The organism is Streptomyces sp. AM8-1-1 (assembly GCF_032229325.1).
In the GTDB taxonomy this organism is placed as follows: domain Bacteria; phylum Actinomycetota; class Actinomycetes; order Streptomycetales; family Streptomycetaceae; genus Streptomyces; species Streptomyces achmelvichensis.
This window is the reverse complement of sequence record NZ_CP135086.1, coordinates 7,051,213-7,077,723: the sequence shown is the minus strand read 5'-3', so window position 1 is coordinate 7,077,723 and position 26,511 is coordinate 7,051,213. Positions and strand designations below refer to the sequence as shown.

21 protein-coding genes are annotated in these 26,511 nt (G+C 70.2%); 9 read left to right on the top strand and 12 right to left on the bottom strand.

Annotation, left to right across the window (positions count from 1 at the left end):
• Positions 1 to 21: 21 nt before the first annotated feature.
• The 5 genes from fxsT to RPQ07_RS31605 form a co-directional block, all read right to left on the bottom strand.
• The gene (fxsT, locus tag RPQ07_RS31625; protein WP_313947632.1) at positions 22 to 3,984 is read right to left on the bottom strand and encodes an FxSxx-COOH system tetratricopeptide repeat protein; all 3,963 of its coding nucleotides are present in this window, start codon (positions 3,982 to 3,984) and stop codon (positions 22 to 24) included.
• Complete coding sequence (locus tag RPQ07_RS31620) at positions 3,984 to 5,321, bottom strand: TIR-like protein FxsC (protein WP_313947631.1); 1,338 nt, start codon at positions 5,319 to 5,321, stop codon at positions 3,984 to 3,986. Before RPQ07_RS31620 ends, fxsT begins: the two co-directional genes overlap by 1 nt.
• A gap of 84 nt (positions 5,322 to 5,405) precedes the next feature.
• Positions 5,406 to 7,652 (bottom strand): FxsB family cyclophane-forming radical SAM/SPASM peptide maturase, encoded by a 2,247-nt coding sequence (locus tag RPQ07_RS31615; RefSeq protein WP_313947630.1) that lies wholly within the window; start codon positions 7,650 to 7,652, stop codon positions 5,406 to 5,408.
• A 425-nt stretch (positions 7,653 to 8,077) separates the two neighbouring features.
• The gene (locus tag RPQ07_RS31610) at positions 8,078 to 8,632 is read right to left on the bottom strand and encodes a YbaK/EbsC family protein (RefSeq protein WP_313947629.1); all 555 of its coding nucleotides are present in this window, start codon (positions 8,630 to 8,632) and stop codon (positions 8,078 to 8,080) included.
• A gap of 44 nt (positions 8,633 to 8,676) precedes the next feature.
• Positions 8,677 to 9,249, bottom strand: coding sequence for an XRE family transcriptional regulator (locus RPQ07_RS31605; RefSeq protein WP_313947628.1), 573 nt, complete (start codon positions 9,247 to 9,249; stop codon positions 8,677 to 8,679).
• 92 nt (positions 9,250 to 9,341) lie between these two features.
• Between RPQ07_RS31605 and RPQ07_RS31600 the strand changes: the two genes are divergently transcribed.
• A complete protein-coding gene (locus RPQ07_RS31600; RefSeq protein WP_313947627.1) occupies positions 9,342 to 10,208 on the top strand; it encodes a DMT family transporter in 867 nt (288 codons plus the stop codon).
• A gap of 70 nt (positions 10,209 to 10,278) precedes the next feature.
• Here the strand turns inward: RPQ07_RS31600 and RPQ07_RS31595 are convergent, their stop codons facing one another.
• On the bottom strand, positions 10,279 to 11,016 hold the full coding sequence (locus tag RPQ07_RS31595; RefSeq protein ID WP_313947626.1) for an acyltransferase: 738 nt from the start codon (positions 11,014 to 11,016) through the stop codon (positions 10,279 to 10,281).
• A gap of 481 nt (positions 11,017 to 11,497) precedes the next feature.
• On the opposite strand from RPQ07_RS31595, the gene RPQ07_RS31590 reads away from it, so the two are divergent.
• The 5 genes from RPQ07_RS31590 (at position 11,498) to RPQ07_RS31570 (ending at position 15,957) form a co-directional block, all read left to right on the top strand.
• A complete protein-coding gene (locus RPQ07_RS31590; RefSeq protein ID WP_313947625.1) occupies positions 11,498 to 13,210 on the top strand; it encodes an ATP-binding protein in 1,713 nt (570 codons plus the stop codon).
• Positions 13,211 to 13,285: 75 nt separating this feature from the next.
• Positions 13,286 to 13,744, top strand: coding sequence for a roadblock/LC7 domain-containing protein (locus RPQ07_RS31585; protein WP_391841961.1), 459 nt, complete (start codon positions 13,286 to 13,288; stop codon positions 13,742 to 13,744).
• Entirely contained in the window at positions 13,741 to 14,100 is a 360-nt protein-coding gene (locus tag RPQ07_RS31580) for a DUF742 domain-containing protein (protein ID WP_313947624.1), read from the top strand. Before RPQ07_RS31585 ends, RPQ07_RS31580 begins: the two co-directional genes overlap by 4 nt.
• Positions 14,081 to 14,695: an ATP/GTP-binding protein gene (locus tag RPQ07_RS31575; RefSeq protein WP_313947623.1), complete on the top strand. Its 615-nt coding sequence runs from the start codon at positions 14,081 to 14,083 to the stop codon at positions 14,693 to 14,695. Before RPQ07_RS31580 ends, RPQ07_RS31575 begins: the two co-directional genes overlap by 20 nt.
• Entirely contained in the window at positions 14,692 to 15,957 is a 1,266-nt protein-coding gene (locus RPQ07_RS31570) for a cytochrome P450 (RefSeq protein ID WP_313947622.1), read from the top strand. Before RPQ07_RS31575 ends, RPQ07_RS31570 begins: the two co-directional genes overlap by 4 nt.
• Before the next feature lie 62 nt (positions 15,958 to 16,019).
• Here RPQ07_RS31570 and RPQ07_RS31565 read toward each other — a convergent pair whose 3' ends face one another.
• Positions 16,020 to 17,246: a cytochrome P450 gene (locus tag RPQ07_RS31565; RefSeq protein ID WP_313947621.1), complete on the bottom strand. Its 1,227-nt coding sequence runs from the start codon at positions 17,244 to 17,246 to the stop codon at positions 16,020 to 16,022.
• Positions 17,247 to 17,626: 380 nt separating this feature from the next.
• Positions 17,627 to 20,455, bottom strand: coding sequence for a LuxR C-terminal-related transcriptional regulator (locus tag RPQ07_RS31560; protein WP_313947620.1), 2,829 nt, complete (start codon positions 20,453 to 20,455; stop codon positions 17,627 to 17,629).
• A 224-nt stretch (positions 20,456 to 20,679) separates the two neighbouring features.
• Between RPQ07_RS31560 and RPQ07_RS31555 the strand changes: the two genes are divergently transcribed.
• Positions 20,680 to 21,162, top strand: coding sequence for an ATP-binding protein (locus RPQ07_RS31555; RefSeq protein ID WP_313947619.1), 483 nt, complete (start codon positions 20,680 to 20,682; stop codon positions 21,160 to 21,162).
• Between the two features lie 149 nt (positions 21,163 to 21,311).
• On the opposite strand, the gene RPQ07_RS31550 is transcribed toward RPQ07_RS31555, so the two are convergent.
• From RPQ07_RS31550 to RPQ07_RS31540, 3 genes are all read right to left on the bottom strand, one after another.
• Complete coding sequence (locus RPQ07_RS31550) at positions 21,312 to 21,839, bottom strand: gamma carbonic anhydrase family protein (protein WP_313947618.1); 528 nt, start codon at positions 21,837 to 21,839, stop codon at positions 21,312 to 21,314.
• Between the two features lie 69 nt (positions 21,840 to 21,908).
• A complete protein-coding gene (locus RPQ07_RS31545; protein WP_313949097.1) occupies positions 21,909 to 22,568 on the bottom strand; it encodes a DedA family protein in 660 nt (219 codons plus the stop codon).
• A 103-nt stretch (positions 22,569 to 22,671) separates the two neighbouring features.
• Positions 22,672 to 23,109: a DUF4442 domain-containing protein gene (locus tag RPQ07_RS31540; protein WP_313949096.1), complete on the bottom strand. Its 438-nt coding sequence runs from the start codon at positions 23,107 to 23,109 to the stop codon at positions 22,672 to 22,674.
• A 108-nt stretch (positions 23,110 to 23,217) separates the two neighbouring features.
• Between RPQ07_RS31540 and RPQ07_RS31535 the strand changes: the two genes are divergently transcribed.
• Together RPQ07_RS31535 and RPQ07_RS31530 are read left to right on the top strand one after the other, a co-directional pair.
• Entirely contained in the window at positions 23,218 to 24,216 is a 999-nt protein-coding gene (locus tag RPQ07_RS31535; RefSeq protein WP_313947617.1) for a hypothetical protein, read from the top strand.
• Positions 24,217 to 24,257: 41 nt separating this feature from the next.
• Positions 24,258 to 25,574: an MFS transporter gene (locus tag RPQ07_RS31530; RefSeq protein ID WP_313947616.1), complete on the top strand. Its 1,317-nt coding sequence runs from the start codon at positions 24,258 to 24,260 to the stop codon at positions 25,572 to 25,574.
• Here the strand turns inward: RPQ07_RS31530 and RPQ07_RS31525 are convergent.
• Positions 25,536 to 26,381 carry a fused MFS/spermidine synthase gene (locus tag RPQ07_RS31525; RefSeq protein WP_313947615.1) on the bottom strand — a complete coding sequence of 282 codons (846 nt, stop codon included), beginning with the start codon at positions 26,379 to 26,381 and terminating at the stop codon, positions 25,536 to 25,538. The genes RPQ07_RS31530 and RPQ07_RS31525 overlap by 39 nt on opposite strands.
• Positions 26,382 to 26,511 lie beyond the last annotated feature (130 nt).

The following is a 26,511-nucleotide window of genomic DNA, read 5'->3' as shown; positions in this document are numbered from 1 at the left end:
GGCCGCCCCGGGGCGCGCGGCTCACACGGGCTGCGCCTCGAGATCACGGTTGATGCGCCGCCATGCCCGCGCGGCGTCGGTGATCGGATGCTCGATGCCGAGCTGCTTGGTGGCGATCTCCAGAACCTGGGCGCGCAGCTGCTGGCCCTCCTGCACGCGTCCCGCGGAACGCAGGGTGATCGCGAGATTGGTCCGGCAGGCGAGGGCGTCCGGGTGGTTCGCCCCGTACCGCTGCGTCAGCCCGTCGAGCGCCCGGCGCTCCCAGTTTTCCGCCTCGGTCACCTGCCCCAAGTCCCCGTACGCGTTGGCCAGGTTGATCGACACGCACAGAGTGAAGGGGTGCAGCGGCCCGAGCGTCTCCTCCAGAGCGGGCCGGATCTCCTCCCCCGCGTCTCGTGCCGCCTCCAGTGCGCCCACCCCGCGCTGGTAGATGGCGAGGTTGTTCCGGCAGGCGAGCGTGAACGGATGGTCGTCGCCCAGCGCATCCCGGTACCCCCCCAGCACCTGCTGGGCCAGGTCCAGGGCTGCCTGCTTGTCGCCGCCGGCCGAGTAGTCGGCCGCGAGGTTGAGCCCGCACGCCAGGGCGTCGGGCACCTTCGTCCCGTACCGCTGCCGGTAGCGGTCGTACGTCTCCTCGGTGACGCGCTTGGCCTCGGCCTGCCGGCCCGCCTTGCGCAGCGAGACGGCGAGGCTCTTCGTGGCCCGCAGCACCTCGGGCACGTCCGCGTTGAGCACCCGTTCGAACGCCTCCACCACTTCGCGCAGGATCTGCACGGATGCCTGGTACTCACCCAGTTCCCGCAGGTCACGCGCGAGATGCCCCTTGGTGGTCAGGGTGAACGGGTGTTCCTCGCCGAGCAACTGGCTGCGCCGAAGCACCGTCTCGTGGTCGAGCCTGCGCGCCTTGCCGCTCTCGCCCGTGAACCGATAGTCGATCGCCAGGTTGTTCGCCGCGATGAGCGTCCTCGGGTGGTCCTCGCCGAAGATCTGGCGGAAGCCCTCGTACACGCGCGAGTCGTGCTCGAGTGCCTCGCCGAAACGGCCCAGCCCTCGCAGATCGGCGGCCAGGCTGCCCGTGGTGATCAGGATGCTCGGGTGGTCGTCGTTGGCGTGATGGTCGTGGAGCGCCAGAATCTGCCGTTGGAGGGTGTCCTCGTCCATGGTGCACGCTTCGAGGTACTTGCCTTGCGCCCGCAGGGCGTTGGCCAGTTCGAAGCGGATGTTCAGTGTCTGCAAATCGTTCTCGCCCAGCTTCTCCGACCAGGTCTCGTTCAGCTCCGACCCCTTGATGCGTGCCGCCTCCAGCTCACCGCGCTTGAGGAGATAGCGCACCCGGTCCACCATCAGCTGCCGCACGTTCTCCTCGTCGCACGCCTCAAGACCGGAGGGTTCGAGATGCGGCCAGATCTGCTCGAAGTAGGGCCAGCTCTTGGGGTCGTTGACCGGGTTGTCACGGTCGGCGCCCTCGGCGGGTCGAGCCTCGGCGAGGATGCGATGGACCTCGTGCTTGGCCGTCTCCTGCTCCTCCGGTGACAGTCCGGCGCGGACGGCCGCCTGTACCAGACGGTGCACCTGGATGCTGCTGTCCGCCGGATCCACCTTCGCCAGGGCGAACCGGTTGAGCATCTGGATGACCTTGCCGAGCATGTAGCGTTCCCGCAGGTCGGGGTCGTACGGCAGCAGTGAGTGGAACATCGAGTCGCTGCCGATGAGCCGCATGGATATGGGCTCGGCGGAGAAGAACGAGCACAGCTCCAGCAGCCTCAGCGCCGCCCGCGATTCCTCGCGCAGCCGGGCGATCGAGATGTTCCAGGTGGCACCGATGCGCAGGGAGTAGTCCTCGGGCTTGCCGAGGGAGAGCACATTGGTGCTCTGTTCCTTGAGCTGTTTGACGTACGCATCCACCGGCGTCGCCGTCTCGGCCAGCCATGCCGCGGCCACCTCGACCGCCAGCGGAAGATCACCGACGGCCTCCGCCACACGCTCGGCGTCCGTATGGGGCAGCTTGGACACACGGCGGCACAGGTGTTCCACGCTCTCCGCCCGGGTGAAGACCTCGACCTCCATGGGCTGCAGCCGCGTGGACACAGGCTTGTTGCGGCAGGTGACCAGGACATGGCCGTAGATGCCCTCGGAGATGGGGCCCGTCTCGTCGGGCAGCAACTTCAGCGCACCGTCCAGGTCTTCGACGTTGTCGAAGATCAGCAGCCACCGCCGGAACGGCTCGCCCTGTCGCAACGCCTGAAGCGCCGCTTGCGCCCCCTCGGCGACCACGTCACCGGCGCGAAGGTCCAGCGCCGTGGCCAGCTCCGCCAGCGACGACACGACGCGGTCGGCCTGTTCCGCCTCGACCCACCACACCAGGTCGTAGTCCGCCCGGAAGCGGTGCGCGTACTCGCGCGCGACCTGGGTCTTGCCGACTCCGCCCAGCCCGTAGAGGACCTGGGGAAAGCGCCGGCCGGACTGGGTGTCCCCCCGCAACTGCTCACGCAGCCGGTCGAGTATGGGTGCTCTGCCGGTGAACCAGGCATGCCGGGGCCGCACGTTCCACACCTTGGGCACGCCACCCGGGTAGCGGACGTCCGCGGCCGCAGAGGACGTGGTGTCTCCGCGCTCCAGCGCGGAGAGCAGTGCGGTCACTGCCTCGTCCTCGTTCAGCCGCACCAGATCGACGACACCACGACTGCCGATGGGCGGGCTCAGCCGTACGTCGCCGACGCGGACGGGAACCATCGGCCGACGGGTTCCGGAGGGGTCGTAGTTCATGTACGAGTCCCACAGCGCCCTTCCCGGTTTCACGTTCAGGAAGTCCTGCGAGACGATGGCGAGTTCGCGGTACACGCCGGTGGGCGCGCCCAACTCCCCCGTGCCCTGGTACTCCCGGCGGACGTCCGCCGGTATGACGTTGAATCCGGCTCGCGTCAGAACCGACCCGAGCCAGTCGGCCCACATCTGGTCCTCGGCCACATGGGCGAGCTTCACCGTGGACGGTGAAGCGGGCCTCCGACGGGTGTAGGCCTTGACATGGGTGAGCCGCTCCGCCTCGTCCACCGGAGGGAGCGAGGTGACCAGGCCACTGGTGAGCGTGGAGGTGAGCCGCTCGCACGCCGTGAGCATCGAACTGGACACGTTGGGGGCGTCCCCGAAGGTCGCCAGGATCTCTTCATAGGCATAGAACGGGCGGTAGGGGACCTCCACGGACCCCCAGTAGTTGGCCATCTCCTCGCCGGTGAGCCCGGAAGGAAGCCCGGGGAACCTCTCCTTGGCCAGAGCGCGCCCGGTGTCCGCCTTCTCCTTCTCCCCGTCGTCGATGCGCATCGGCACGGGGAGAATACGGATGCGCTTGTCCTTGTAGCGTTCCCCGATCTGCCGGGCGACCGCCGAGGCTCCTTCGATGCTCTGGTCGCTGAGCGTGAAGCAGACGACGAGCACCTGGGGCATCTGGACCGTGCAGATGTCGGCGATGTCGCTGAATCCCGTGCGGCTGTCTATCAGGGTGTAGTCGTAGTGACGTTGCATGTCCGCGCGCATGGCGTCGAAGAACTGACCGCCTCCGTAGCGCACATAGAAGTCATCCCAGTCCATCCGGCTGACGGCGGCGGAATAGTCGCGGTTGCTGCGCCCGGCCGACAGAAAGTCCAGGCTGCCGCCCTGCTGGAAGGCCCAGTCGACCGAGGTGGCGTGGGGCCGGACGCGCGCGTAGTCCCGATGCCAGTTCGGCGCCCGCCGCCCGGGCCGCCGGACTTCCTCCTGGTACTCGGTGATCAGGTTGATCAGCCCAGGGGTCGCCTCCAGGGTGGCCAGGTCGAGGAACGGGTGGAAGAAGCGGTGCAGACCGGGCGCCTCCAGATCCCAGTCCACCGCCAGCACGCGGTACCCGTTCGCGGCCAGGATCCAGGCGACGTTGGCCAGCGCCATGGTCCGTCCCGTACCACCCTTGTACGAGTAGAACGTGACTACGGTGCCCTCACGGTTCTCCGACATCACAACCGCTCCTCCTTGTCAGCGTTGCCCAGGGCCTGGCCCGCGTCACCGGTGGTCGATGCGGGAAGACCGGCGCCGTAGCCGATCCCCGACGGCAGGACCCGTGGGACTCGCTCGCTGGGTCCTTCCGGCGGAAAGGTCGGCGCGTGGGCCGTGTAGTACTTGCCGGCCGCTTTCACTGCACCCGGTAGTTCCTTGCTGAACGCCTCCAGGGTGGGAACCCCGCCGCTCGGCGACCGGTAGCCACCGCCGTCTTCGAGCCGTGCGGCGAGCGCTTCCTCGGTGGCCGTGCGCAACTCGTCCTCGCGCACGCCCGATTCCGGGTCCTCCCGGTTCCAGGGCACCATCACACTGATCCAGGGCCGGTCCGCCGCACCGAGCCGGCGCATCAGTTCCCGGCGATGCGGATCGTCGAGGGCCCAGCGGTCCAGGATCAGCAGGCCCGGGGAGTGCGGTGGCCCTGGGGCCAGGAGGCGCTCCGCCTCCGCCTCGAACTCCCCCACCCTCACCCGGTAGTCAAGGTTCCTGACGACGTCGACGGCGTGGTCGGCGAGAGGTCTGGCGGTCGTCGGGTGGTAGGGGTTCCAGTCGCGAGGGCTCGGGCCGTAGCACTCACGGCCACGGCCGGGCGGCAGGTCCGACCACGAGCAGGCAAGTATCGAGATCTCCATGGCCCGGGCCGGGCCGGGTGGTCCGAACGCGCTGGGCATCCCCCCGTAGTCCTGGTGCGGGTCACCCTCCGCAATGCAGGTTTCCTCGGCGACACTCACGATGCGTTTCGCGAGCCGGTACACAGCTCGCTCGTACTGATCGCGCAAATATCTGAGCTTGATCAGCCCATAGAACCCCTCGTCGGCGTAGTCGTCACCGAAAGCGGCGTGATTGAACTGCAACCGCTCGGCGGGCTGCGGGAGTTCGGTGGGAGGAACGGGCACCCACAGAGCGGGCACGATGCCGCCGCTCCCGGACGCGCCGTTGCTGCGGGCCTGATGGTGAGCGGCACGGGTGGAGAAGACGAACCATTCCCGGCCGCACTGTTCACTGCGGAAGTAGCGGGGAGAATACAACGGAACGAACACCCTGCAGGACGCCAGAGCCTGCGAAAGCCGCTCCTGCCAGCCCTCTCCCGGCTGCATCTGCTGATCCAGAAATCCGGCCGGCACTCCGGCCGGAAGGGACGTCAGCTGCATCACATGGGCGCACAGATCCCGGTAGAACCTCTCGACCCACACATTGGGGTCCTTGTCCTTCGGGTGGTTCTTCGGCGTATGCGCGTAGCTGAGGAAGAAGTACGGCGCCGGTTCTTCCTCTGGCCCATCGGCTCCGAGCACCAACATCCCCCCGAGTCCATGTCGATGAACTCATCAGTGTAGGAATGCCGGTTGGGCTGCGGAACGGCGCGAACTCGCCTGTTGGCCGACTCAGACCAGTGCCTGTGTCATCCCCTCGACAAAGCGATCACCGAGTTGGGTCATCCGGCCCGTCCGGACAAGATTGCCGAGCGTCACGAATGCTTCCTGCCGGGCACGAATGAACTCGTGCTCGGCCGCCGTTGCCTCGTCGCCTTCGAGTGTCAGTCGACGAACTCGCCAGAACTCGACGGCTGCCATCTGGGAATACGCGGCGAGAATCACGACCCTGCTCTCCGTGGCGTCAGGGTCGTGGAGATCATGCCGGTCCAGCACCGCTCCCAGCTTCACCCGCTGAAAACCTTGCATGACCGAGAGCGCAAGACCGTCCGGCGCGGGCGTGCGGATCACGTCGGCGGTACCGAAAGACTGCGATGCGCGGCGTTTTCCGGTCAGAGGGAGCGGTGTGACGGACCGCAGTCCGATGGACAAGCCGTCGGCGTACCGCGGGAGGTGACGGTGAATCAGTGTCCACGCCTCATTGAGGTCTTCGGCCCAGACTTTCGCATCGGTGGCCGACAGGGGCTCGGCGCTCGCATCCTGCGACTGCTCCAGCGCAAGCTGCCAGCCCGGGAGTTCGACGAGCCGCACCGGTTGCCAGTGGGGGCTGTGGTCGTCCATCCCCTCGTCCCAGCCGATCCGCACGGATCCGCCCGCGCTCCGCACCACGAAACCGTCCGCTTCCGCGGCCACGTCCGCGTGGCCGAAAGTGTCGGCAAGGGCCACCGTACCCAGGCCCGGCAGGCGCAGCTTCCCGTCGCGGAAGGGAACGGTGACGGTAGCGCCGCGTCGTGCCCGAAGAGTGGCGGCGGCGGCGAGCGCGGCCATACCGGAGGCGATCGTCTCCGGCACCCGTCCCTTGAGAATGTTCAGGGCCCAGGGCCTCGTGGACGGATGGGCCACCACGGCGTCCACGGACTCGGGGGCTTCCTGGTCCAGTTCGGCCAGAGCTTTCCAGGCGGCGCTCGCCACGGCGTCGCTCGGCTGCACGCGTCCGCCCACCGCCATCAGCAGCCGCCGGTGGAGGTCCAGTTGGTCGGCCACGAGCTGTTCCACGGTCTCGACACTGCCGAACCCCGTTGCCAGATCGTCCAGTTGGTCGATCTCACCGTTGCGGAGGGCACGAGCGGGCCGCGCGGATTCCGAGGAGACCCGGTCACGGATTCCGGTGATCAGCGCCATGAGGTCCGGGCAGAAAACGGACGGGTTGTCGAATCCGTTGTCGCTGCGATAACGGTGAGCGTACAGACCGCCGCCGCAGGAATTCACCACGGGGCAGGTCCGGCATGGTGCGCTCAGCTGCTCAATTCCACTTTGCCGGGCACTCATTCCGGGGTGCTTCATCACATCGTCGACCGAATTGGCGAAGACATCCATCCCCGTGACCGGCGCACCGTCGAAGGCCGTCTTCAGACTGTCGGCCTGTTCAAACGTTCCGTCGGTCTCGATGACGACGAATTCGGCGGCCGAGAGACCCAGCGATTCGGTCAGGCTGGTCTCGCCGCGCAGCGTCCGCAGAACGGAGTCGAACATCCTCACCGGCACAGGCCGGCCCGCTTCGTCCCAGCGCTTGTAGATGACGCCGAGCCAGTCGGCGTAGGGCGTCGGGGACGGTCCCGGGCGAGGCGGCGGTGTGTCCCAGGTCGCATGAGGCAGAAGGAAGTCGAGGCGCGGAGGTTCAAGGGCGACCAGTGCGTCATACACCGCAACCGGGTCGTTCTCCACGTCGATCGTGCACAGAAGACCGCTGAACAGCTCCTGGTACCGGGGGCGGCGCAGAAGCTCCACCGCTCGCAGGACCTGAGGGTGACTGCTGCGGCCGTCGGCATAGCGACGGTGGCGGTCGTTCGAGGCCTTGTCGCCGTCGAGAGAAATACCGACCTTGATGTCCCATTCGAGGAACAACTCACAGAAGCGCTCGCTGAGCAGAACTCCATTCGTGTGAATACGCAGATCAAGTGCGCACACACCCTGAAGCGCACGGTGCAATTCCTGAGCGGTTCTGCGTAAGCCGGCGGGCCCGGCAAGCAACGGCTCTCCGCCATGCATCACGACATGCACGGTCGACAGCCCATGCGCCAGAGCATGTTCCGCAATGCGTTCCGCGGACTTTTCGAGGGCCTTTTCCGGCATGGCCTTGGGCCGGCCACGCCAGCTTGAGTCAGCATGCTCGTAGACGTAGCAATGGTCGCATGCCAAATCGCAGCGGCTATGCACCTTCAGAACGAACTCACCCAGGGCCGAATGTGGCCGGTCCACGACTGGAATCCGATCAGTCACTCAGAGCGCCGACTGGAACCGCCGCCACCCACTCGACGGAAGCGAAGCGCCATCGGTGAGGAGCAGCCGACGGACATCGTCCGCCAAGCCGTCGCCCGCCGTCGCAGCCCCGCCCAGTGTTCCCACGCGATCTTTGGCTTCCGAGTGACTCCCGGTCCCGGTGTTGCGGGTGGCAGAGTTGAGAACAGTGTTCATTGAGCGCCTTTCGTGTGGATGACTCACGGTGTGCGGTCCGCGCGCCTCGGGACTAACTTAAGCAATTCAGACATATCTCACGACATCACGTCCCTCGCCGCTAACGATCCACGCAGATGGAGGTGCTGAGCGTTCGACCATTCGGGCGACAAGAGAGAGGGGCCCAAGCGTAGTATCTCCACGGCCGGTCGAGGAGAACTCGTGAAGTTCTAGGTCCCCAACCCGGCAAGAACAACCGCCCCCGCCAACCCCGCGAACGCCTTCCCCGGCACGATCAGCTTCCCGCGCCTGCGCCCGCTGCCGATCAGCACCCACGGGATGTCGACGACCGCCGCGTCCACCAGCAGGGGCCAGCTCGCCGGGAGTCCGATCGGGGTGATGCCGCCGTACTCCATGCCCGTCTCACCCGTCGCGGTGTCCATCGACGCGAACGACGCCTTGCGCGCGCCCAGTTGCTTGCGGACGACCCCGTTCACATCGACCCTCGTGCTCGACAGCACGACGCACGCCGCCAGTGTCGACTCGCCGCCCCGTTTGCCCGCGACGACCACACAGTTCGCCGACTGTTCCAGCAGCTCGCGTCCGTAGTGCTCCACGAACACCGCCGTGTCCGCGATCTCCGGGTCCGTGTCCACATAGATCAGCTGGTCCGCCGGGACATCGCCCTGCCAGCCGCGTACGGCGTCGGCGACCGGGGCGGTCAGGATGTCGAGGCAGTCGGGTGCGGGGCGGGCGTCGGGGAAGTTTCCGATGGGGGCGCGCATGGGCGGAAAAATAGCAGCGGTCCGTGGCGGGCCGGCCGGGCGTCTCAGCGGACGGGCGGGATGGAGACGGCCATGGTCATCACGACCTTCTCGGCGCCGTCGTTCCGGTACCCGTGGGGGACGTTCGCCTCGAACGTGGCGGAGGAGCCGGCGGGCACCGCGTGCGGGGCGCCGTCGACCAGCAGGGTGAGGTCGCCCGCGGTGACGTGGAGGAGTTCGATCGTCCCGTCCGGGTGCGCGTCGGACTCGCTGCGGTCACCGGGCATCAGCTCCCAGGCCCACAGCTCCAGGGGTCCGCGCTTCTCGGTACCGACCAGCAGGGTGGTGAAGCTGCCGGTTGAGGTCGACCACATCCGTACAGCCTGGTCCGGCGGGACGACGCGGACCTGCGGCCCCTGCTCGTAGTCGAGGAGCGTGGTGATGCTGACGCCGAGCGCGTCGGCGAGCTTCACCGTGGTCCCGACGCTCGGGTTGGTGCGTGCCTGCTCGATCTGGATGATCATGCCGCGGCTGACTCCCGCGCGGGCGGCGAGAGCGTCGAGCGTGAGGCCCCGCTCGCCGCGCCAGCGTTTGAGGTTGCGGGCGAGCGACTGCGTGAGCTGGTCGAGATCCGACACGTTCCGTCCATTATTCTGGATGACATAGTTCAATATCTTGCACTACCGTGTGGTGCACCCAAACGTTCACCGCACTGTACTGCGAGGCCCCCATGACCGCACTGTTCGCCCTGGCCACCAGCGTGCTGTGGGGTCTCGCGGACTTCGGCGGCGGACTGCTGACCCGGCGGACTCCCGCCCTCACCGTCGTGGTGGTCTCCCAGGCGATCGCGGTCGTGGTCCTCGGCGTGATCGTCGTCGCCACGGGCGCGTGGCACGAGGCGGGTCACCAGCTCTGGTACGCGGTGGGCGCCGGCGTCGTCGGGCCGGTCGCGATGCTCTCCTTCTACAAGGCGCTCGCCCTCGGCCCCATGGGTGTGGTCTCGCCTCTGGGCTCGCTGGGTGTGGCCGTGCCGGTGGGCGTCGGCCTCGTGCTGGGCGAGCGGCCCGGGCTGCTCCAGTTCGCCGGCATCGGCGTGGCGGTGGTCGGCATCGTGCTGGCCGGCGGTCCTGAGCTGAGGGGCGCGGCCGTGCAGCGGCAGGCGATCCTGCTGACCCTGACGGCGGCCTTCGGGTTCGGTGCGGTCATGGCCCTCATCGCCGAGGCGTCGACCACCCTCACGGGCCTGTTCCTGGCCCTGTTCGTGCAGCGCGTCACCAATGTGACCGTGGGCGGCGCGGCACTGTACGTGTCGGTCAAGCGCGGCGGGCGGGCCCTTCCGGAGGACGGCGGGATGAAGGTCGTCCTGTCCTCGCTGCCCGCCCTCGCCTTCGTCGGTCTCGCCGACGTCGCGGCCAACGGCACGTACTCCATCGCCGCACAGACGGGACCGGTGACCGTGGCGGCCGTGCTCGCGAACCTCTATCCGGTGGTCACGGTGCTGGCCGCGCTCCTCCTGCTCAGGGAACGGCTGCGGATGATCCAGGCGGCGGGGGCCGGGCTCGCACTGGTCGGCACGGTCCTGCTGGCCTCCGGCTGAACCCGGCTCGCATCCGGCCTGCCGGACGCCCGCTGCGCTCGCCCCTCGCACCGCTTCGGCCTCGCCGGGCTCAGCTCTCCTCCAGCTCCGCCAGCGCCAGCAGCTGCTCGGGCGTGACCCCGTCCGGGATCGGCACGGGTGCGGGTGTCCGCAGGGGCGGCTGCCAGCCGAGGACCGGGTCCCAGCTCCTGACCACGCGGGCCGGCGCCCCGGCGACCACGGAGTGGTCGGGGACCTCTCCGCGGACGACGGCCCCGGCGGCGACCACGACATTGCGGCCGAGGCGTGCGCCGGGCAGCACCACCGCGCCGGTACCCAGCCAGCAACCGGGTCCGATCGTCACCGGCTCGGTACGGGGCCACTGTTTCCCGACCGGCTCGTGCGGGTCGTCGTAACTGTGGTTGGTCGAGGTGATGTAGACGTACGGACCGCAGTAGGTGTCGGAGCCGATGGACACCCTCGTGTCGGCGATGACATGGCTGCCACGGCCGAGCACCACACCGTCGCCCAGGGTCAGGATCGGCTCCGTGCCGAGATCGAGGTCCGGCATCATCCCCGCGGTCAGGGTGACCTGCTCGCCGATGATGCAGTGGTCCCCGAGTTCGATCCACGCCTCTCCGAACACGGTGCCCTGCGGGAAGGCGAGACGCGTGCCGTGGCCGATGCTGCGGAAGCGCAGCCGGCCGGGGTGGTCGGCGGTGACGGCACCGGCGTCCTGTGCCCAGCGCCAGCCCCTGTGGAGGGCACGGGCGAGAACGCCACGCCACCAGACGGCGGGCGATGAGAACGTGTTTCTGTTCTTCGGCACCCGCACACGGTAGTCGGCCCGCTCGCGGCCGATCGGAGCACCGCGCTGTGATGTTCGCCCCACGCCGTCGGGCGGCGGGACGCCCCGGGGGCCGTTCTGCCCGTACGCCCCGCGCCGGGTTGGCCGGAAAGCGCCGCTCGGACGGGCGGTGTCGTGGTCCCGGGCACCTCATTCGGCACACAGGCAACAGCGGCCACGAGGTCCATCGGCACCGTTTCCGGCGACACACGGGCTGCCGGGAGGAAAACGCTGTCTACCACGTCCGCCGGGACCTGACAGTGACTTCGGGACTAAGTCCTCCGTTCCGTGGGCAGTCCGGCTTCTCGGGGCTCCCGGGCATCGGTGCGTGACTAGCATGAGCGCCACATGCTTACGGAAGATCACCGTCAACTTACGGTGCCTGTACGGCATGTGGTCGGCCGATGCGCGCCAGTCGGCCTCGTCTGTTCTTCCCCGGACTCAAGCAGCGAGGGATCGCGGAATGTCAGTGCCAGTCGCTCGGAAACCGCACAGGATACGAACCCCACGGCCCTTGCCCCTCGTCGTACCGCTGGCCGCCGTGGTGGTGGCCGGCGCGGCCGCCGGCGCGGTGATCGCTGCGGCACCCGAGGCGGCCGGGAACTGGGTCGCGGCCACCGTCGGCGTCGCCTGGGTGTGGGTGGCGGCCACCGTCGTCGTCTCCGCACTCAGCTCCCGCCGGCTGCGCGCCACGGCGATGGCCGCCTCAGGTGAACTGCGGGCGGTGCAGGCCCAGTCGGCGCAGGCGGCCGCCGAGTCCGCCCATCTGGTGAACGTCACGCTCCCCTCGGTCGTGAAGCGCTTGCGCGACGGGGAGAACTCCGAGGACACCCTCGCCGGCACACCGCCGCCGACCGATCCGCAACTGCGGCGCATGCTCCAGGTGTTCGCCACCGAGCTCGGGGCCGGTGAGCGCCGGGCGGAGACCTCGGCCGCCAACAGCGCCTCGGCGGTACGCCAGTTGGCCCAGGCGGCCGACGATCTGGACCGGCTGACAGCGGTGACGCTGCCGGCCGTCTTCGAGCATCTGCGCCGGGGCGCCTCGGCCGACACCGTCCTCGGCGAGCTCGAGCAGCCCGCCGACGCGCGGCTGCGGGTGATCCTGGACGCGGTGGTCCGGGAGTTCGCCGTCAGTGAGCGGCGTGCGGCGGCCGCCCAGGGCGCGAGTGCCAAGGCGCTGAGCCGGGTGCAGGCGAAGGCCGTGAGCATGCTCGCCGACCTGCGGGAGATGCAGGATCGTCACGGCGAAGAGGTGTTCGGCGATCTGCTCAAGCTCGACCACAACACCTCGCAGCTCGGTCTGCTGACCGACCGCCTCGCGCTCCTGATGGGCGGCCGGTCGAGTCGTTCGTGGAACAAGCCGATCGGCATGGAGAGCATCCTGCGCGGCGCGGTGGGCCGGATCGCGGCCTATCAGCGGGTGCGGCTGCACTCCTCCAGCACCGCCGCGATCGCCGGCTTCGCCGCCGAGGGCGTCATGCATCTGCTGGCCGAACTGATGGACAACGCGGCGAACTTCTCGCCGCCCATCGACGAGGTCCACGTCTATGTCGAGGAGCGCACCGCCGGCCTGGTCGTCACGATCGAGGACAGCGGGCTGAAGATGGCCGACGCCGCCATGCGCCGGGCCGAGGAGGCCGTGTCCGGCCGGGTCACCGACCTCGCGGCCCTTCAGGGCACCCGCCTCGGGCTCGCGGTGGTGGGCCGGCTGGCCGCCAAGTACCGGATGAGCGTCAATTTCCGGCCCTCCTCCCGTGGCGGCACCGGCGTCGTGGTGCTGTTCCCGCCGCAGCTGCTGGCACAGCAGCGCAGCGCGGCACCGGAGACGACGATCCACCGCGCCACCCCCGACACGGTGGAGCGGACGCCCGACGCACCCACGACCTCCGGATCGGGCGCTGCCGCGCCCGGCACCGTGGCCGCCGCGGGCACTCCCTTCCCGGTCCAGGGCGGACCGCGCGTGGCGACGCCGAACGGCCTGCCCGTACGGCCGCCGGGGCGCACCATGGCCGCCGCCGACCGTGGCCGCGAGCCGGCCGGACCGGGCAAGGAGCACACGCCGCCCGGCCGTGAGGCCGGTCGCGACCCCGGCCGTGACGCCGGTGCGCAGTTCGGCGCCTTCCACCGCGCCCGCAAGGCACAGGAGGACCGGCCCGCAGGGCCCACCGAGGAGTGATGCGATCCGCCCCGCGGGCGCCCGGGTCATGGCGCCACCCCCGTTACACGACGTGAGAGAAGGAGGCACGGGCGGATGACCGGATCACCGGGACCCATCCGCCCCACGCAGACGATGCAGACCACTGACAACAGCCTGACCTGGCTACTGGAAAGCCTTCTCGAACGCACCCCGGGCACCCGGCACGCCCTGGTGCTCTCCCGCGACGGGCTCAAGCTGTGCTGGACCCGGCATCTGACGCTCGACCAGGCCGATCAGCTGGCCGCGATCTGCTCGGGCATTCAGGCGCTGGCCCAGGGTGCGTCGGTCGAGTTCGGCAACGGCAGCGGCGGCGTACGGCATTCCATGACCGAGTTCCACGGCGGACTGCTGTTCATCGTCGAGGCCGGTGACGGTGCCCATCTGGCGGTCGTCGCTGAGGACGGCGCCGATCCCGGCGTGGTGGGCCACCAGATGACCGATCTCGTGGAACAGATCGGTGAGCATCTGCGGGCGGAGCCGCGGATGCCGACCCCGGAGAGTCCGCTCTCATGACCCGCAAACCCGTCGACACGGGTGATCCGGACCGGCTCTACACGGTCACGGGGGGCCGCAGCCGTGCCGACGACGACGCGTTCGACCTGGTGACACTGATCGTCAGCGAGTGCGAGCCGGCCCTCGGGATGCAGTCGGAGCATGTGCGGATCCTCGATCTGTGCCGTCATCCGACCGCGGTCGTCGAGCTGTCCGCGGAGCTGAAGCTGCCGGTGACGGTCGTACGGATCCTGCTGGGCGACCTGCTGGCGACGGGGCGCATCACGGCCCGTCATCCGCGGGCCGCGCGCGCGCTCGTCGATCTGCCCGACTCGGCCCTCTTGAAGGAGGTGCTCCATGGACTCCGCAACCTCTGAACTGCCCGCCCGCACCCCGCTCGTCGACTCGGCCGAGACCGGGTTGAAGATCGTGATCGTGGGTGGTTTCGGGGTCGGCAAGACCACGCTGGTGAAGTCGGTCAGCGAGATCCGTCCGCTGAACACCGAGGAAGTCATGACGCAGGCCGGTGTCGGGGTCGACGAGACCGCCGGTCTCGCCACCAAGACGACCACCACCGTCGCCTTCGACTTCGGCCGGATCAGCCTCAACGACCGTATGGTCCTGTACTTGTTCGGCGCACCCGGACAGGAGCGTTTCTGGTTCCTGTGGGACCGGCTCTTCACCGGCACCCTCGGTGCCGTGGTGCTGGTCGACACCCGGCGCATGAGCGACTCCTGGTACGCGATCGACCGGCTCGAGCACCACCGGACGCCGTTCGTCGTGGCGGTCAACCGCTTCGACGACGACATGGCCGCGTTCTCGCTGGACGAGATACGCCAGGCGCTGTCGCTCGCCCCGCATGTGCCGCTGATCGACTGCGACGCCCGGGTCCGCTCGTCCGGCAAGCACGTCCTGATCAGCCTTGTCGACCACCTTCATGAACTGGCCATGGCACGGGAGATGACACCATGACCGACCCCGCCGCACCCGAACCCGCGCCGTCCCCGCCCCCGGGCTGCCCCGCACATGCGGGGGCGATCCGCCTCAGCGGCCTGGAGTACCAGCAGAGCCCCTCCGAGCTGTACCGCTCGATGCGCCGCGAGCAGGGCGCGGTGGCGCCGATCCTGCTCGACGGGGACATCCCCGCCTGGCTGGTGCTCGGTTACGCCGAGGTCTCCTATGTGACCAGCCACGACGAACTGTTCGCCCGGGACTCCCGGCGCTGGAACCAGTGGGAGAACATCCCCGCCGACTGGCCGTTGATGCCGTTCGTCGGATATCAGCCCTCGGTCCTGTTCGCCGAGGGCGCCGAGCACCAGCGGCGGGCGGGCGTCATCACCGAGGCGCTCGAGTCGGTCGACCAGTTCGAACTGGCCCACTGGAGCACGCGGATCGCCGACCAGCTGATCGACGGCTTCGCGGGCAGCGGGCAGGCCGAGCTGATGTCCGCGTACGCCCACGCACTGCCGATGCGGGCCGCGGTCCAGATGTGCGGGATGCCGGCGCGGGGCTCCGACACCGACGACCTCGTGCGGGATCTGCAGATCTCGCTGGACGCGGCCGAGGGCGACGACCCGGTGGCCGCGTACGTACGGGTGCAGGAACGCATCCAGCGCCTGGTCAAGGACAAGCGCGGCACACCGGGTCCGGATGTCACCTCGCGGATGCTCCGGCATCCGGCGGGGCTGACGGACGAGGAGATCGTCCAGGACCTGATCTCGATCATCGCCGCGGCGCAGCAGCCGACGGCGAACTGGATCTGCAACACGCTGCGTCTGCTGCTGACCGACGACCGGTTCGCCCTCAACGTCTCCGGCGGCCGTCTCAGCGTCGGCCAGGCCCTCAACGAGGTGCTCTGGCTGGACACCCCCACCCAGAACTTCATCGGCCGCTGGGCGGTGCGCGACACGCAGCTCGGCGGCCGGCAGATCCGGGCGGGCGACTGTGTGGTGCTCGGGCTCGCGGCGGCCAACACCGATCCGCAGATCTGGCCCGAGGGCCACATCGGTGCCGAGAACTCCTCGCATCTGTCCTTCAGCAACGGCGAGCACCGCTGCCCCTACCCGGCGCCGCTGCTGGCCGATGTGATCGCGCGTACCGCGATCGAGACACTGCTGGAGCGGCTGCCGGACGTGGTTCTGGCCGTGGAGCCGGAGCAGTTGACCTGGCGGCCCTCCATCTGGATGCGGGGGCTGACGTCCCTGCCGGTGCAGTTCACGCCGGTCGTGCAGTGAGCGGCGGCGCCGGGGCCCGCGGTGGAACCGCGGCCCCGGCGCACCGGCCGGCCCCGCCGTGATCAGCCGGCGACGGGCGTGAAGCGGACGGGCAGCGACTGCGGCCCGCGCGTGAACACGCCCTGCTCGGACGGGACGAAGCCGTCCGCGAGCCGCATGTCCGGCATCGCGTCGAGCAGTTGGTTGACGCCGGTCTCGACCTCGGCCTTGGCGAGCAGCGCGCCGACGCAGAAGTGCCGGCCGAGTGCGAACGCCAGATGGTCGGCGGCCGCGGAGAACGCCGTGGTCGAGGTGAGGTCGTCGCGGAATATGTCGAAACGGTCCGGGTTCTCGTAGCGCTCCGCGTCCCGGTTCGCAGCGCCGATCAGACAGGTGACCGTCGCCCCCGCGGGGATCGTGCCGCCGCTGACCGTGACCTCGGTGGCCGTCTGCCGCATGATCATGTGGACCGGCGGGGTGTAGCGGAGGGTCTCGGCGAAGGCCCGGTCGATCAGGCTGCGGTCCTCCCGTACGGCGGCGAGCTGTTCGGGGTTGACCAGCAGATTGGCGAAGATGCTGGCGATCGCCTTGTCGGTGGTCTCACCGCCGGCGGCGAGCAGCAGGCTGCAGAAGGCCTTGATGTCCTCGTCGCTCATCCGTACGCCGTCGACCTCGGCCGCGCAGAGCGAGGAGAGCAGGTCGTCCCCGAGGTGCTCGCGGCGCTCCTGGATGATCGGGATCATGTATTCGGCGAACTCGATGCGGGTGCGCTCCCCCGCCGCCGTGACGTCGGGATCGCCCGCGAGGTTGCCGAGGAAGGCGATGACCGTGGTGTACCAGCCGTGGAACCGGGCGTGGTCCGCCTTGTCGAGTCCGAGCATGTCGGCGATGACGTTGACGGGGAAACGGGTGGCGAAGGAGTCGACGAGGTCGGCCTCGCCCTTGTGCCGGATGCCGTCGATCAGTTCACGGGCGTTGCTCTCTATGACCGGCAGGAACTTCTCCTGGAGGTCCCTGCCCCGGAACGCCGGCGCCACCAGCGCCCTGCGGACGGCGTGTTCGCGCCCACTGAGCTGGAGGATCGTCTTGCCGTGCACCGGCTCGATCTGCCATGCGTAATTGTCGGTGGTGTAGAGCGAGTCCTTGTCCTTGAAGGCCCGCTCGACGTCCCGGTAGCGCGAGATGAGATAGCTGTTGGTGGCTTCGTGCCAGATCAAGGGCGCATGTTCACGCATGGCGCGATAGGCCGGATAGGGGTTCGCGGCAAACTCCGGCGACAGGATGTCCGGTACCTGTTGTGCGGTGGCCATGGCGCTCCTTGAGCAGTAACGGGCAACTCACACAAGGCTATTGATCATCCGTCAGCTGAACCAGACCGGTCCTGGCCGAATCTGGTGCCTTGGTGCCCTTCTCCAGCACGCGGCCTGATCGTGCGCCCGGAGCGGACAACCGTGCCCGGGGCCGGGCCTCCCCCGCCTCGGCGAGCGCGGGCCACCGTGGTGGGGGATGCGGCGCACACTCACCAGGCCGTCCGGCCGCCCGGGCACAGCACCGACGGCGGGCACTCGGGTCACCGGTCGCCACGAGGGCAGACTCGATAACGGTGCATTCCGCTTTCGGTGAGTGGAAGCTATGACCACATCCCGAGATGCGCCTATCCGTGCACCGGATCTACGGATACGCAAAAAATTCATGAACCCCGGCTGCCGCGGTTGCGGCTCAGCTGCTGGCGCGTCTGCGACTCCAGCTTCCGCCGCGCCCGGGACACGTGCTGCTCCACCGTGCGCGGCGACAGGTGCAGCGTGGTGGCGATCTCGCGGTTGGTGAGGCCCGCCGACGCCAGGTCCACGACCTCCTGCTCTCGCGGCGAGAGCTGGTCGCCGTAGCTGGGCCGCCCGCGCGGACGCTGCTCCGCCGCGGGCTGGTGGGAGCGGAGCGTGGCCCGTACCCGTGCGGCGTCCCACCCGGCGCCCATGTCGGTCAGCCGTTCCACGCAGGACGCCAGGGACTCGACGGCCGCCGCGAGCGTGTCCGGGTCGCTGTCCCCGCCCTCGGCCGCGGCCCCGAGCACACAGGAGGCCGCTGCCTCGGCAGTGAGGATCGCCGCGTACGGCCGGAGCATCGCGCTGTACCTCTCCGTCGCGTCCTGGAAGTGCGGCACCGCCTCCGCGGGCCGGCCGGCGGTCTCCAGCAGGATGCCGCGGCACCAGGACAGCGCCGCCAGCGGGGACGGCAGGGCCGTGTCCTTCAGGCCCGCCTCGAACTCCGCGGTCATCGCCTCGGCGGTCTGGCGGCGGCCGGCCCGGGCGGTCGCCTCCACCGCCCAGGGCGCCAGTTCGGCCGCCCACGCCCAGACGCCCTTGTCCCGCAGCCGGTCCCAGGCGTCGGCCGCCTCGGACGCGGCGCTGTCCAGATCGCCACGGGCGAGTGCGGTACGGACGAGCGCGCCGGCCGCCGCCGCGACATGCGGCAGCGGCGAGCCGACGGGCAGCGGATGCCCGTCTCCGGAGAGCCAGGCCGCCATCTGCTGCCATTCGCCCTGTGCGAGGGCCAGCATGCCGAGGACGATCCGCGCGTCCGCGGCGGGCCCGGGCATGACACCGGTCTCGGCCACGAAGGCCCTGGCCCGGGTGGTGAGGCCGTCCCAGGTGCCCGTCATCCAGTCCAGCAGCAGGCCGGTGCCGCGGCCGTCCTGTTCGACGTAGGTGGCTCCGCCGCGGACGGCGACATCGACCCCCTCTTCGAGCAGCTCTCCCACGCGGGAGAGATGGCCGAGCCACAGGGCGGCGTCCGCGGCGTTCACCAGCCCACGGGCCACGTGCGGCAGCCGGTCCGTCTGCTCGGTCTGGCCGCGCAGCCGCTCCAGGACGTCCCAGGCCGCGGGGTCACCGATCTCCAGGAGGACCGCGATGCAGTTGGCGTCGACCGCTGTGCGCGCCTCGTCGTCGCGGCTGCCGGCCGCCATCTTCTGCACCTTCTCGAGCCAGTGCAGATTGCGTTCCAGTGGTACGGACGACATGACCGGCATGGCGAGCGCCGACATCGCGCGGGCGGCGAGCGCCGGCCGCTCGGCCAGTTCGTCGACCGCCTGCTCCAGTTCCACCCAGCCCTGGAGCCCGCGGCCGGCCTGGTTGTAGAGCACCAGGCCGAGGTCGAGCCGGATCTGCCCGCGGACCGCGGGGGGCAGCGACTGCTCGTCGAGGATCTGCCGCAGCACCTGGACAGTCTGGTCGGTGTGCAGTCCGAGCACCGCGCTGTGGGCGAGGAGGCGGGCGAGGCGGGCCCGGGTCTCCCGGGGCACCGCGGGGTGCGACAGAGCCTGTTCCAGCAGGTCGATCGCCGTCTGATGGGCGCCTACCTCGGCGCACTGCTGGGCCGCGTGTTCGACGGCCTTGAGCCAGCCGCGTATCTGGCCGCCGCGGTGCCGGTGGGCCGCGAGCCGGGCCCACGGCACGGGATGCCGGTGGGCGAGGACGTCGGCGGCCCTGCGGTGCATGTCCTGGCGCAGGGGGCCGGGCATCTCGCCGTAGACGGCGGTGCCCGCGAGGGGCGAGGGGAAGCCGTACAGATCGCGGTCGTTCTCCAGCAGGACCGCCCCGCGGAGTGAGGCGACGAGCGCCTCACGGCCGGCCGCGCCGGGCAGCGCGGCCACCGCGTACAGGTCCGCCGCGCTGCTGGGCTCGTCGAGGACGGCCGCGGCGCGGGCCACGGCCCGGTGCTCCTCGGGCAGTGCGGCCAGCCGGCCGACGGCCAGTTCGGCCAGTCGTACGGGCGGGCCGGTGGCATCGAGGTCCTTGGCCGTGTAGCGCTCCCGCGGCCCGTAGGCGTCCTCCAGCTGGCGCACGAGATCGACGACGACCTGAGGCACTCCGGCGGACCGCTCGTGGATCCGGGCGACGAGCTCGGGCGGGCAGCATTCGGGACCGAGGCGGTCCTCGACCAGCCGGCGGACCTCGTCGGCGTCCAGGGGTTCGAGGCGGAGGCGCAGGACGGTGAGGCGGGCCGGGTAGGCAACCGCCCGGCCGAGGACGAGTCCGGGTTCGGCGAGTTCCTCGGGGCGGTAGGTGAGGACGGCGGCGAGCCCGGCCGGGGGCTGCTCCAGCAGTCCGCGCAGCAGGTCCCTGCCCGCGCTGTCCGCCCGGTGCACGTCGTCGGCGATCAACAGGACCGGGCCGCCGGACTCCAGCAGGGGTTCCAGATCCCCGGCGAGTGCGGCGGCGTCGGGGTGGATCCGGGGCTGCAGGGCGACCGGATCGGGACGCTCACGTACGGCGGCGGTGCCCGGTTCCGTGCGGGGCGCCCGGGCCGGGTGGTGCGTCAGCGCGACGCCGGAGGACGTGAAGGTCAGCACGACCCGGGGACGCGGTCCGGCCTCGGCGCTGTCCAGCAGCCGGTCGGCCAAGCGGCTCTTGCCGGTACCGGCGCGCCCCTCCAGCAGCAGGAGCGCCGACTGCCGGCCGGGGTGGGCGACCGTCGCTTGCAGCCATCGCTCCCAGACTTCGTCACTGAGCGTGCTCACCGGCTCACTCTCCTCGACATTTCTGGGCATTTCATTTCTTTAGGTATCCGTACTTCAGTCTCCCCAATTGCGCCGGGCTTGCCGAGACAGTGAGCGTAGTCGGACGGGCCCAGGCGTCGACCTGGGCAGAAGGAGCCGACGTGATCGCATCAGAGGAGTCCTCCCAGTTTTCGTCGTCCGGGCACGGACCGTACGGCGGAACCTCGGGTCTGGCCCAGTGTGCGATGTCGGCGACGCCGGAAGCCGCCCGCACCCTGCGCCATTTCGCGCGCGCAGTGGCCCGTCGATGGCGGTTGCACGACGAATTCCACGAAGCGCTCTCGGTGATCGTCACCGAGCTCGTCAGCAATGTGGTGCTGCACAGTGGCAGCACCTGGGTCGCCCTGGCCATCAAGGTCCGCGGCAACACGCTGGTGACGGAGGTCAGGGACGGCGGCCGGTGGAAGCATCGTCATGCACGACGCCAGGAACCGCTGGACGCTCACGCGGACTGCGGCCAGGGTCTGCGGCTCGTCGACGCATTCGCCACCAGGACCGTTACGCGACGGCTGCCGATGGGCAGCGTGGTCGCGGCTGAAATCGTCATGCCATCCCATCAGGGCGGGCCACGGCCTGTGACCCTGCACCCCCTGATGGAGGACGAACCGTCGCCCCCCGTGGAGTTCCGCACGGTGTTCGGGCTGACGGTGGAGCCGGACTGCCACTGACGCACACGGGAGCAGCGAGGACCACACAGACCGCGGGCGCGAGCGGGCGACGGGAGAGGTCAGGACTTCCGTGCCGGCTCGCGACAGGTGCGCTCAGGGGATGACGCTGTGGGCCGGGCTGCTGCGGGCCGGCCGGTGTCGGCCGCCCGTCAGCGCGCCGCCTCACGATGGGCGTCGGCGAGGTCCAGGTAGACGGCGGCGTTGAGCTTGATGCCCTCACGCTCCTCGTCCGTCAGCTCGCGACGCACCTTGGCGGGCACCCCGGCGACGAGCGAGCCGGGCGGCACCTGCATCCCCTGCGGAACCAGCGCGTGCGCGGCCACCAGGGACCCGGTGCCGATGTGGGCACCGTTGAGGACCGTCGCCCCCATACCCACCAGCACGTCGTCCTCGACAGTGCAGCCGTGCAGGACGGCGTTGTGGCCGACCGAGACCCGCTCCCCCACCGTCACGGGGAAGCCGGGGTCCGAGTGGACCGTGCAGTTGTCCTGGATGTTGGAGTCGGCGCCGATGACGATCGGCCCGCAGTCCGCCCGCAGCACCGTCTGGTACCAGACACCGGCGCCCGGCGCGAGGGTGACCTCACCGATGACGACCGAGGTCGGAGCGGTGAAAGCCTCCGGTGCGACGCTCGGCTCGCGGCCGCCCACACCCATGATCAGCGCCTCTGACGCCATCGCTGTCTCCTCGTTTCATGAACGGCGCACCGCACGGTCCGTACGGCTGCGCGACGACCGGGCCGCAGGTCAGTCGGCGGCGGGAACCGGCTCGGGTTCGAGGACCGTCCGCGTTTCCGCCTCGGCGGCCGCCTTCTTCGCACGGCTCTTGAGCACGAGCATGGAGGTCACACCGATCAGCACCGCGAGGACGAGCCCCAGCCACGAGAAGCGCTTGAGCCACGCCTCGGCCACGACACCGACGGAGTAGATGACGGCGGTCGTGCCGCCCGCCCACAGGATGCCCCCGAAGACGTTGGCGATCAGGAACTTCCAGTACGGCATGCGCAGTACGCCCGCCAGGGGCCCGGCGAAGATCCGCAGCAGGGCGACGAAGCGTCCGAAGAAGACGGCCCACATGCCCCACTTCTCGAACGACCGCTCCGCCATGGCGATCTGGGCGGGGCCGAAGTGTTTGGGGAACTTCCCGCCGAGCCAGGCCAGCAGGGGCCTGCCGCCCTTGCGGCCGATCGCGTACCCGATCGAGTCGCCGATGATCGCGCCGGCCGTCGCGCACGCGCCCAGGATGTATGGGTTGATGTCACCGTGCTGGGAGGCGAGCAGCGCCGAGCTGACCAGGACGATCTCACCCGGCAGCGGGATACCGAGACTCTCGAGCCCGATCACCACCCCCACCAGGAGGTAGATGCTCAGCGGGGGGACGGTCTCGAGCCACTCCTGGACGTGCAACGCCGGTTCCTCCCGTGTGCGCAGCAGTACCGCTGCCCGGCGTGCGCCCCCGTGGCGCACGCCGGGCAGCCTACCTGCTGAGGGAGTGGGATCCGGCCGCCCGTCAGGCGTTGGGCCGCAGGGTCCAGACGACGGTCATCTCGCCGGTGACGGCGCCGTCGGCGCGCTCGATGGCGATGTTCACCGGGAACTCCGGGCGCTCGCCCGCGTCGAGTTCGGCGACGACGTCGGCGATGGGCCGGCCGAGGGTGGCGGTCGCGGTGACGACGCCCATCGCGAGCTTCTTGTAGCCGATCTCGGCCTTGACGGCGAGCGGTACGGCACGGTTCAGCTGGTCGCCGAAGGCGGCGATCACGATGGCACCGCTCGCGGACTCGGCGAGCGTGAACATCGCTCCGGCGTGCGGCCCGCCCACGTGGTTGTGGAAGTCGGGCTGGTCCGGCATGCGCAGCACGGCACGCTCGGGGGTGGTCTCCAGGAACTCGAGGTTCAGCGTCCGGGCCATGGGAACCGTGGCGGCGAGCATCTCGCCGACTGTCATCTGATCAGCGCTCATGCCGCGATGTTACCCACGAGTAGGGGCGCTTGGCCATCCCCGCGCGGGGGCGGACGTAGCCCCGGCGGCACGGCACCTCTATGGTTACTCGCCATGTGGCCAGGACAGCAGCCGCCCGGGGGCGAGAACCCGCAGGACCAGAACCCGTACCAGCAGCCGGGGTACCAACAGCCGAATCCGTACCAGCAGCCGGGGTACCAGCAGCCCAACCCGTACCAGCAGCCGACCGTGCCGCAGTACGGGGTGCCGATGCAGCCGCCCGGTGGCCCCACGCCGCCGGACGACAAGAAGAAGACGACCATCGTCGCGATCGTCGCGGCCACGGCGGTCGTCGCGGCTGCGGTGATCACGGGTGTCGTCGTGCTCGGGGACGACGACAGCACGTCCGTCGACAGCAAGCCCACGGCCTCGAAGACGCCGACGGTGAAGCAGCCGACCGGCGATCCCGCGGCCTCCCCCACGGAGAACCCGCGCGGCGGTGACGGCGGCAAGCCGACGATCGCCGGCTGGAAGGTCGTCTCCAACCCCAAGCACGGCACGCAGTTCGACGTCCCGGCCGGGTGGGAGGTCGCCGGTTCGGGCGTCAGCACCGGCTTCGAGGACGACAAGAAGGGCGACGGCTCCCCCGTCGTCGCGATGTCGGCTCCGGCCCACTACAAGTCCAAGTGGTGCACGTTCGACACCGACAAGGACGGCAAGCTCGAGGACTGGGGTCTGAGCACCACCGGGACGAAGGGCGGCAAGGGAGCGAAGGACGCCGCGACGGCCGCGTACAACGAGGCCGGCAACTGGGTCTGGGCGGGCTATGCGCAGACCGAGCCCAAGGGCACCGTGAAGGTGACCAAGGCCGTCCCGTACAAGACCAAGTCGGGCCTGGCCGGCAGCGTGTCGACGGCGACCGCGATCGGGGTGAAGAAGGAGAACAAGTGCGAGACCGACGGCAAGTCGATCGCCTTCTCCTTCAAGGACCCCGCGGGTGAGTTCAAGTCCTGGGTCCTGTACGCCAACAAGGGTGTGCCGGACGAGCTCCCGGACGCGACCATCAAGCAGATCCTGAGCACCGTGCGACTGGCGGCGACGCCCACGCCGTAACCGGTTTGGCAACCGGGGCGGCCTGCGGGGATAGTCCGTGGGTGACCTTTCCCGCAGCCCCGCCCCGCCGCCACCCGCGCCGCCCCGAATGGGCCGGCCGCAACTACACGCTGCTGACCGCCGCCGCGATCGTCACCAACCTGGGAAGCCACGGTGCACTGATCGCGGCGGCGTTCGCCGTGCTGGAGTCCGGGGGCGACGCGGGCGATGTGGGTCTGGTCGCGGCCGCCCGTACGCTCCCGCTCGTTCTCTTCCTGCTGATCGGCGGCGCGGTCGCCGACCGGGTTCCGCGGCACCGGGTGATGGTCGCCGCCAACGCTCTGAACTGCGTGTCCCAGGCCGCCTTCGCGGTCCTGGTGCTGGCCGGCGACGCGCAGCTGTGGCAGATGATGCTCCTGACCGCGCTCTGCGGAACCGGGCAGGCCTTCTTCAACCCGGCCGCCGAGGGCATGCTGATGTCGAGCGTCAGCGGTGAGCAGGCGAGCCGGGCCTTCGCCGTGTTCCGGATGGCCATGCACGGTGCCTCGATCGGCGGTGCGGCACTCGGCGGCGCGCTGATCGCGGCGATGGGGCCCGGCTGGGTGCTGGCGGTGGACGCGGTGGCGTTCGCGGTCGCCGGAGGGCTGCGCGCCTTCCTCCACGTCGGTCACATCGCGCCGCGTGCTCCCGGCGGCGGGCTGCTCGCCGATCTGCGCGACGGGTGGAAAGAGGTCGTCAGCAGGCCGTGGCTGTGGGGCATCGTCGCGCAGTTCACGGTGGTCGTCGCCGTCGTGGGCGCCGCCGAGTCGGTGTTCGGACCGCTGGTGGCCGAGGACGAGTTGGGCGGCGCCGGGCCCTGGGGCATGGCCCTCGCGGCCTTCGGCGTGGGCACCCTCCTCGGTGCGCTGCTGATGATGCGCTGGAAGCCGCGGCGGCTGCTGCTCGCGGGCACGCTGTGCGTCTTCCCCCTCGCCCTGCCCTCCGCAGCGCTGGCCGTGCCGCTGCCGGTCCCGGGACTGGCCGCCGTGATGCTGCTGAGCGGGGTGGCGATCGAGGTGTTCGGCGTCGCGTGGATGACGGCGCTGCACCAGGAGATCCCGGAGGAGATGCTCTCGCGGGTCTGCGCCTACGACTGGTTCGGCTCGGTGGCCATGCTGCCGCTGGCGACCGCGCTCGCCGGGCCCGCGGAGAGCGTGTTCGGGCGGAGCGCGTCGCTGTGGGGGTGCTCGGCGCTCGTGGTCCTGGTGACCGCGGCCGTGCTGTTCGTCCCGGACGTCCGGCATCTGACGCGCCGGGCCGGGAAGGTCGCCGCCGCGGGTCCCGGCACCCTCCCGGTGGCCTCAGCCGATGCTGAAGGCCCCGCCGGGCGGCTCGGGTGACGCCTGGGCGTCGGCGTCCGCGACCGGCGTCGCGGATCCGATGAGCCGCCGCAGCGGCGGGCCGTGCTCGACGCGTGCGGGGAACGGGTCCGCCGAGGTGCGGCGGGCGAGGGCTGCCGTGTCGAGCGGGGCGTGGGACGCGAGCAGCAGGACGTTGCCGAAGCGGCGTCCGCGCAGCACGGACGGTTCGGCGACCAGCGCGAGTTCGGTGAACACCGCGGCGAAGGTGGCCAACTGGGAGCCCATAAAGGCGAACGGAGCGCTGTCGGCGAGGTTCGCCGCGTAGATCCCGCCCGGTCTCAGGACGCGTTCGGCCGCTCGCGCGTACTCGACCGAGGTCACCTGCGCCGGCACCCGCGATCCGCCGAAGACATCGGCGATCAGCACATCGGCCGAGTCCGCGGGCGCCGCGTCGATCCAGGCGCGGGCGTCCGCCGCGTGCAGCGCGATGCCCGAGCCGTCGGGCAGGGGCAGTTGCTCCGCGACCAGGTCGAGCAGACCGCGGTCGAACTCCACCACGTCCTGCCGCGAGCCGGGCCGGGTCACCGCGGCGTAGCGCGGCAGGGTGAGGGCTCCGCCGCCGAGGTGCAGCAGATCGAGTGGCGTGCCCTCGTCGGCACAGGTGTCGATGACGTGGGCGAGCCGCCTGGTGTACTCGAACTCCAGATGCGTGGGCTCGTCCAGGTCGACGTACGACTGGGGAGCGTCGTCGACGGTGAGCAGCCAGGCCCGCTCGCGGTCGATGTCGGGCATCAGTCTGGCGGTGCCCCGGTCGACCTGGCGGACGACCGGTATCTGCTCGTTCACGGTCTCATTGTGCCCGGGCCGCCCGCGCCGGCAGGTGCGGGGACGGCCGGGGAGCGCCCGACACGTACCCGCCCGAGCATGCGTACCCGCCCGAGCGTGCCGGGACCGCGCCCGCGGAGAGCGACCGGCC

Bases quoted from the DNA above. Each gene is read 5' to 3' on its own strand.
- fxsT (WP_313947632.1), bottom strand. From the start codon at position 3,984: ATGTCGGAGAACCGTGAGGGCACCGTAGTCACGTTCTACTCGTACAAG.
- RPQ07_RS31620 (WP_313947631.1), bottom strand. From the start codon at position 5,321: ATGTTGGTGCTCGGAGCCGATGGGCCAGAGGAAGAACCGGCGCCGTAC.
- RPQ07_RS31610 (WP_313947629.1), bottom strand. From the start codon at position 8,632: ATGCGCGCCCCCATCGGAAACTTCCCCGACGCCCGCCCCGCACCCGAC.
- RPQ07_RS31600 (WP_313947627.1), top strand. From the start codon at position 9,342: ATGACCGCACTGTTCGCCCTGGCCACCAGCGTGCTGTGGGGTCTCGCG.
- RPQ07_RS31590 (WP_313947625.1), top strand. From the start codon at position 11,498: ATGTCAGTGCCAGTCGCTCGGAAACCGCACAGGATACGAACCCCACGG.
- RPQ07_RS31585 (WP_391841961.1), top strand. From the start codon at position 13,286: ATGACCGGATCACCGGGACCCATCCGCCCCACGCAGACGATGCAGACC.
- RPQ07_RS31580 (WP_313947624.1), top strand. From the start codon at position 13,741: ATGACCCGCAAACCCGTCGACACGGGTGATCCGGACCGGCTCTACACG.
- RPQ07_RS31575 (WP_313947623.1), top strand. From the start codon at position 14,081: ATGGACTCCGCAACCTCTGAACTGCCCGCCCGCACCCCGCTCGTCGAC.
- RPQ07_RS31570 (WP_313947622.1), top strand. From the start codon at position 14,692: ATGACCGACCCCGCCGCACCCGAACCCGCGCCGTCCCCGCCCCCGGGC.
- RPQ07_RS31565 (WP_313947621.1), bottom strand. From the start codon at position 17,246: ATGGCCACCGCACAACAGGTACCGGACATCCTGTCGCCGGAGTTTGCC.
- RPQ07_RS31555 (WP_313947619.1), top strand. From the start codon at position 20,680: ATGTCGGCGACGCCGGAAGCCGCCCGCACCCTGCGCCATTTCGCGCGC.
- RPQ07_RS31550 (WP_313947618.1), bottom strand. From the start codon at position 21,839: ATGGCGTCAGAGGCGCTGATCATGGGTGTGGGCGGCCGCGAGCCGAGC.
- RPQ07_RS31540 (WP_313949096.1), bottom strand. From the start codon at position 23,109: ATGACAGTCGGCGAGATGCTCGCCGCCACGGTTCCCATGGCCCGGACG.
- RPQ07_RS31535 (WP_313947617.1), top strand. From the start codon at position 23,218: ATGTGGCCAGGACAGCAGCCGCCCGGGGGCGAGAACCCGCAGGACCAG.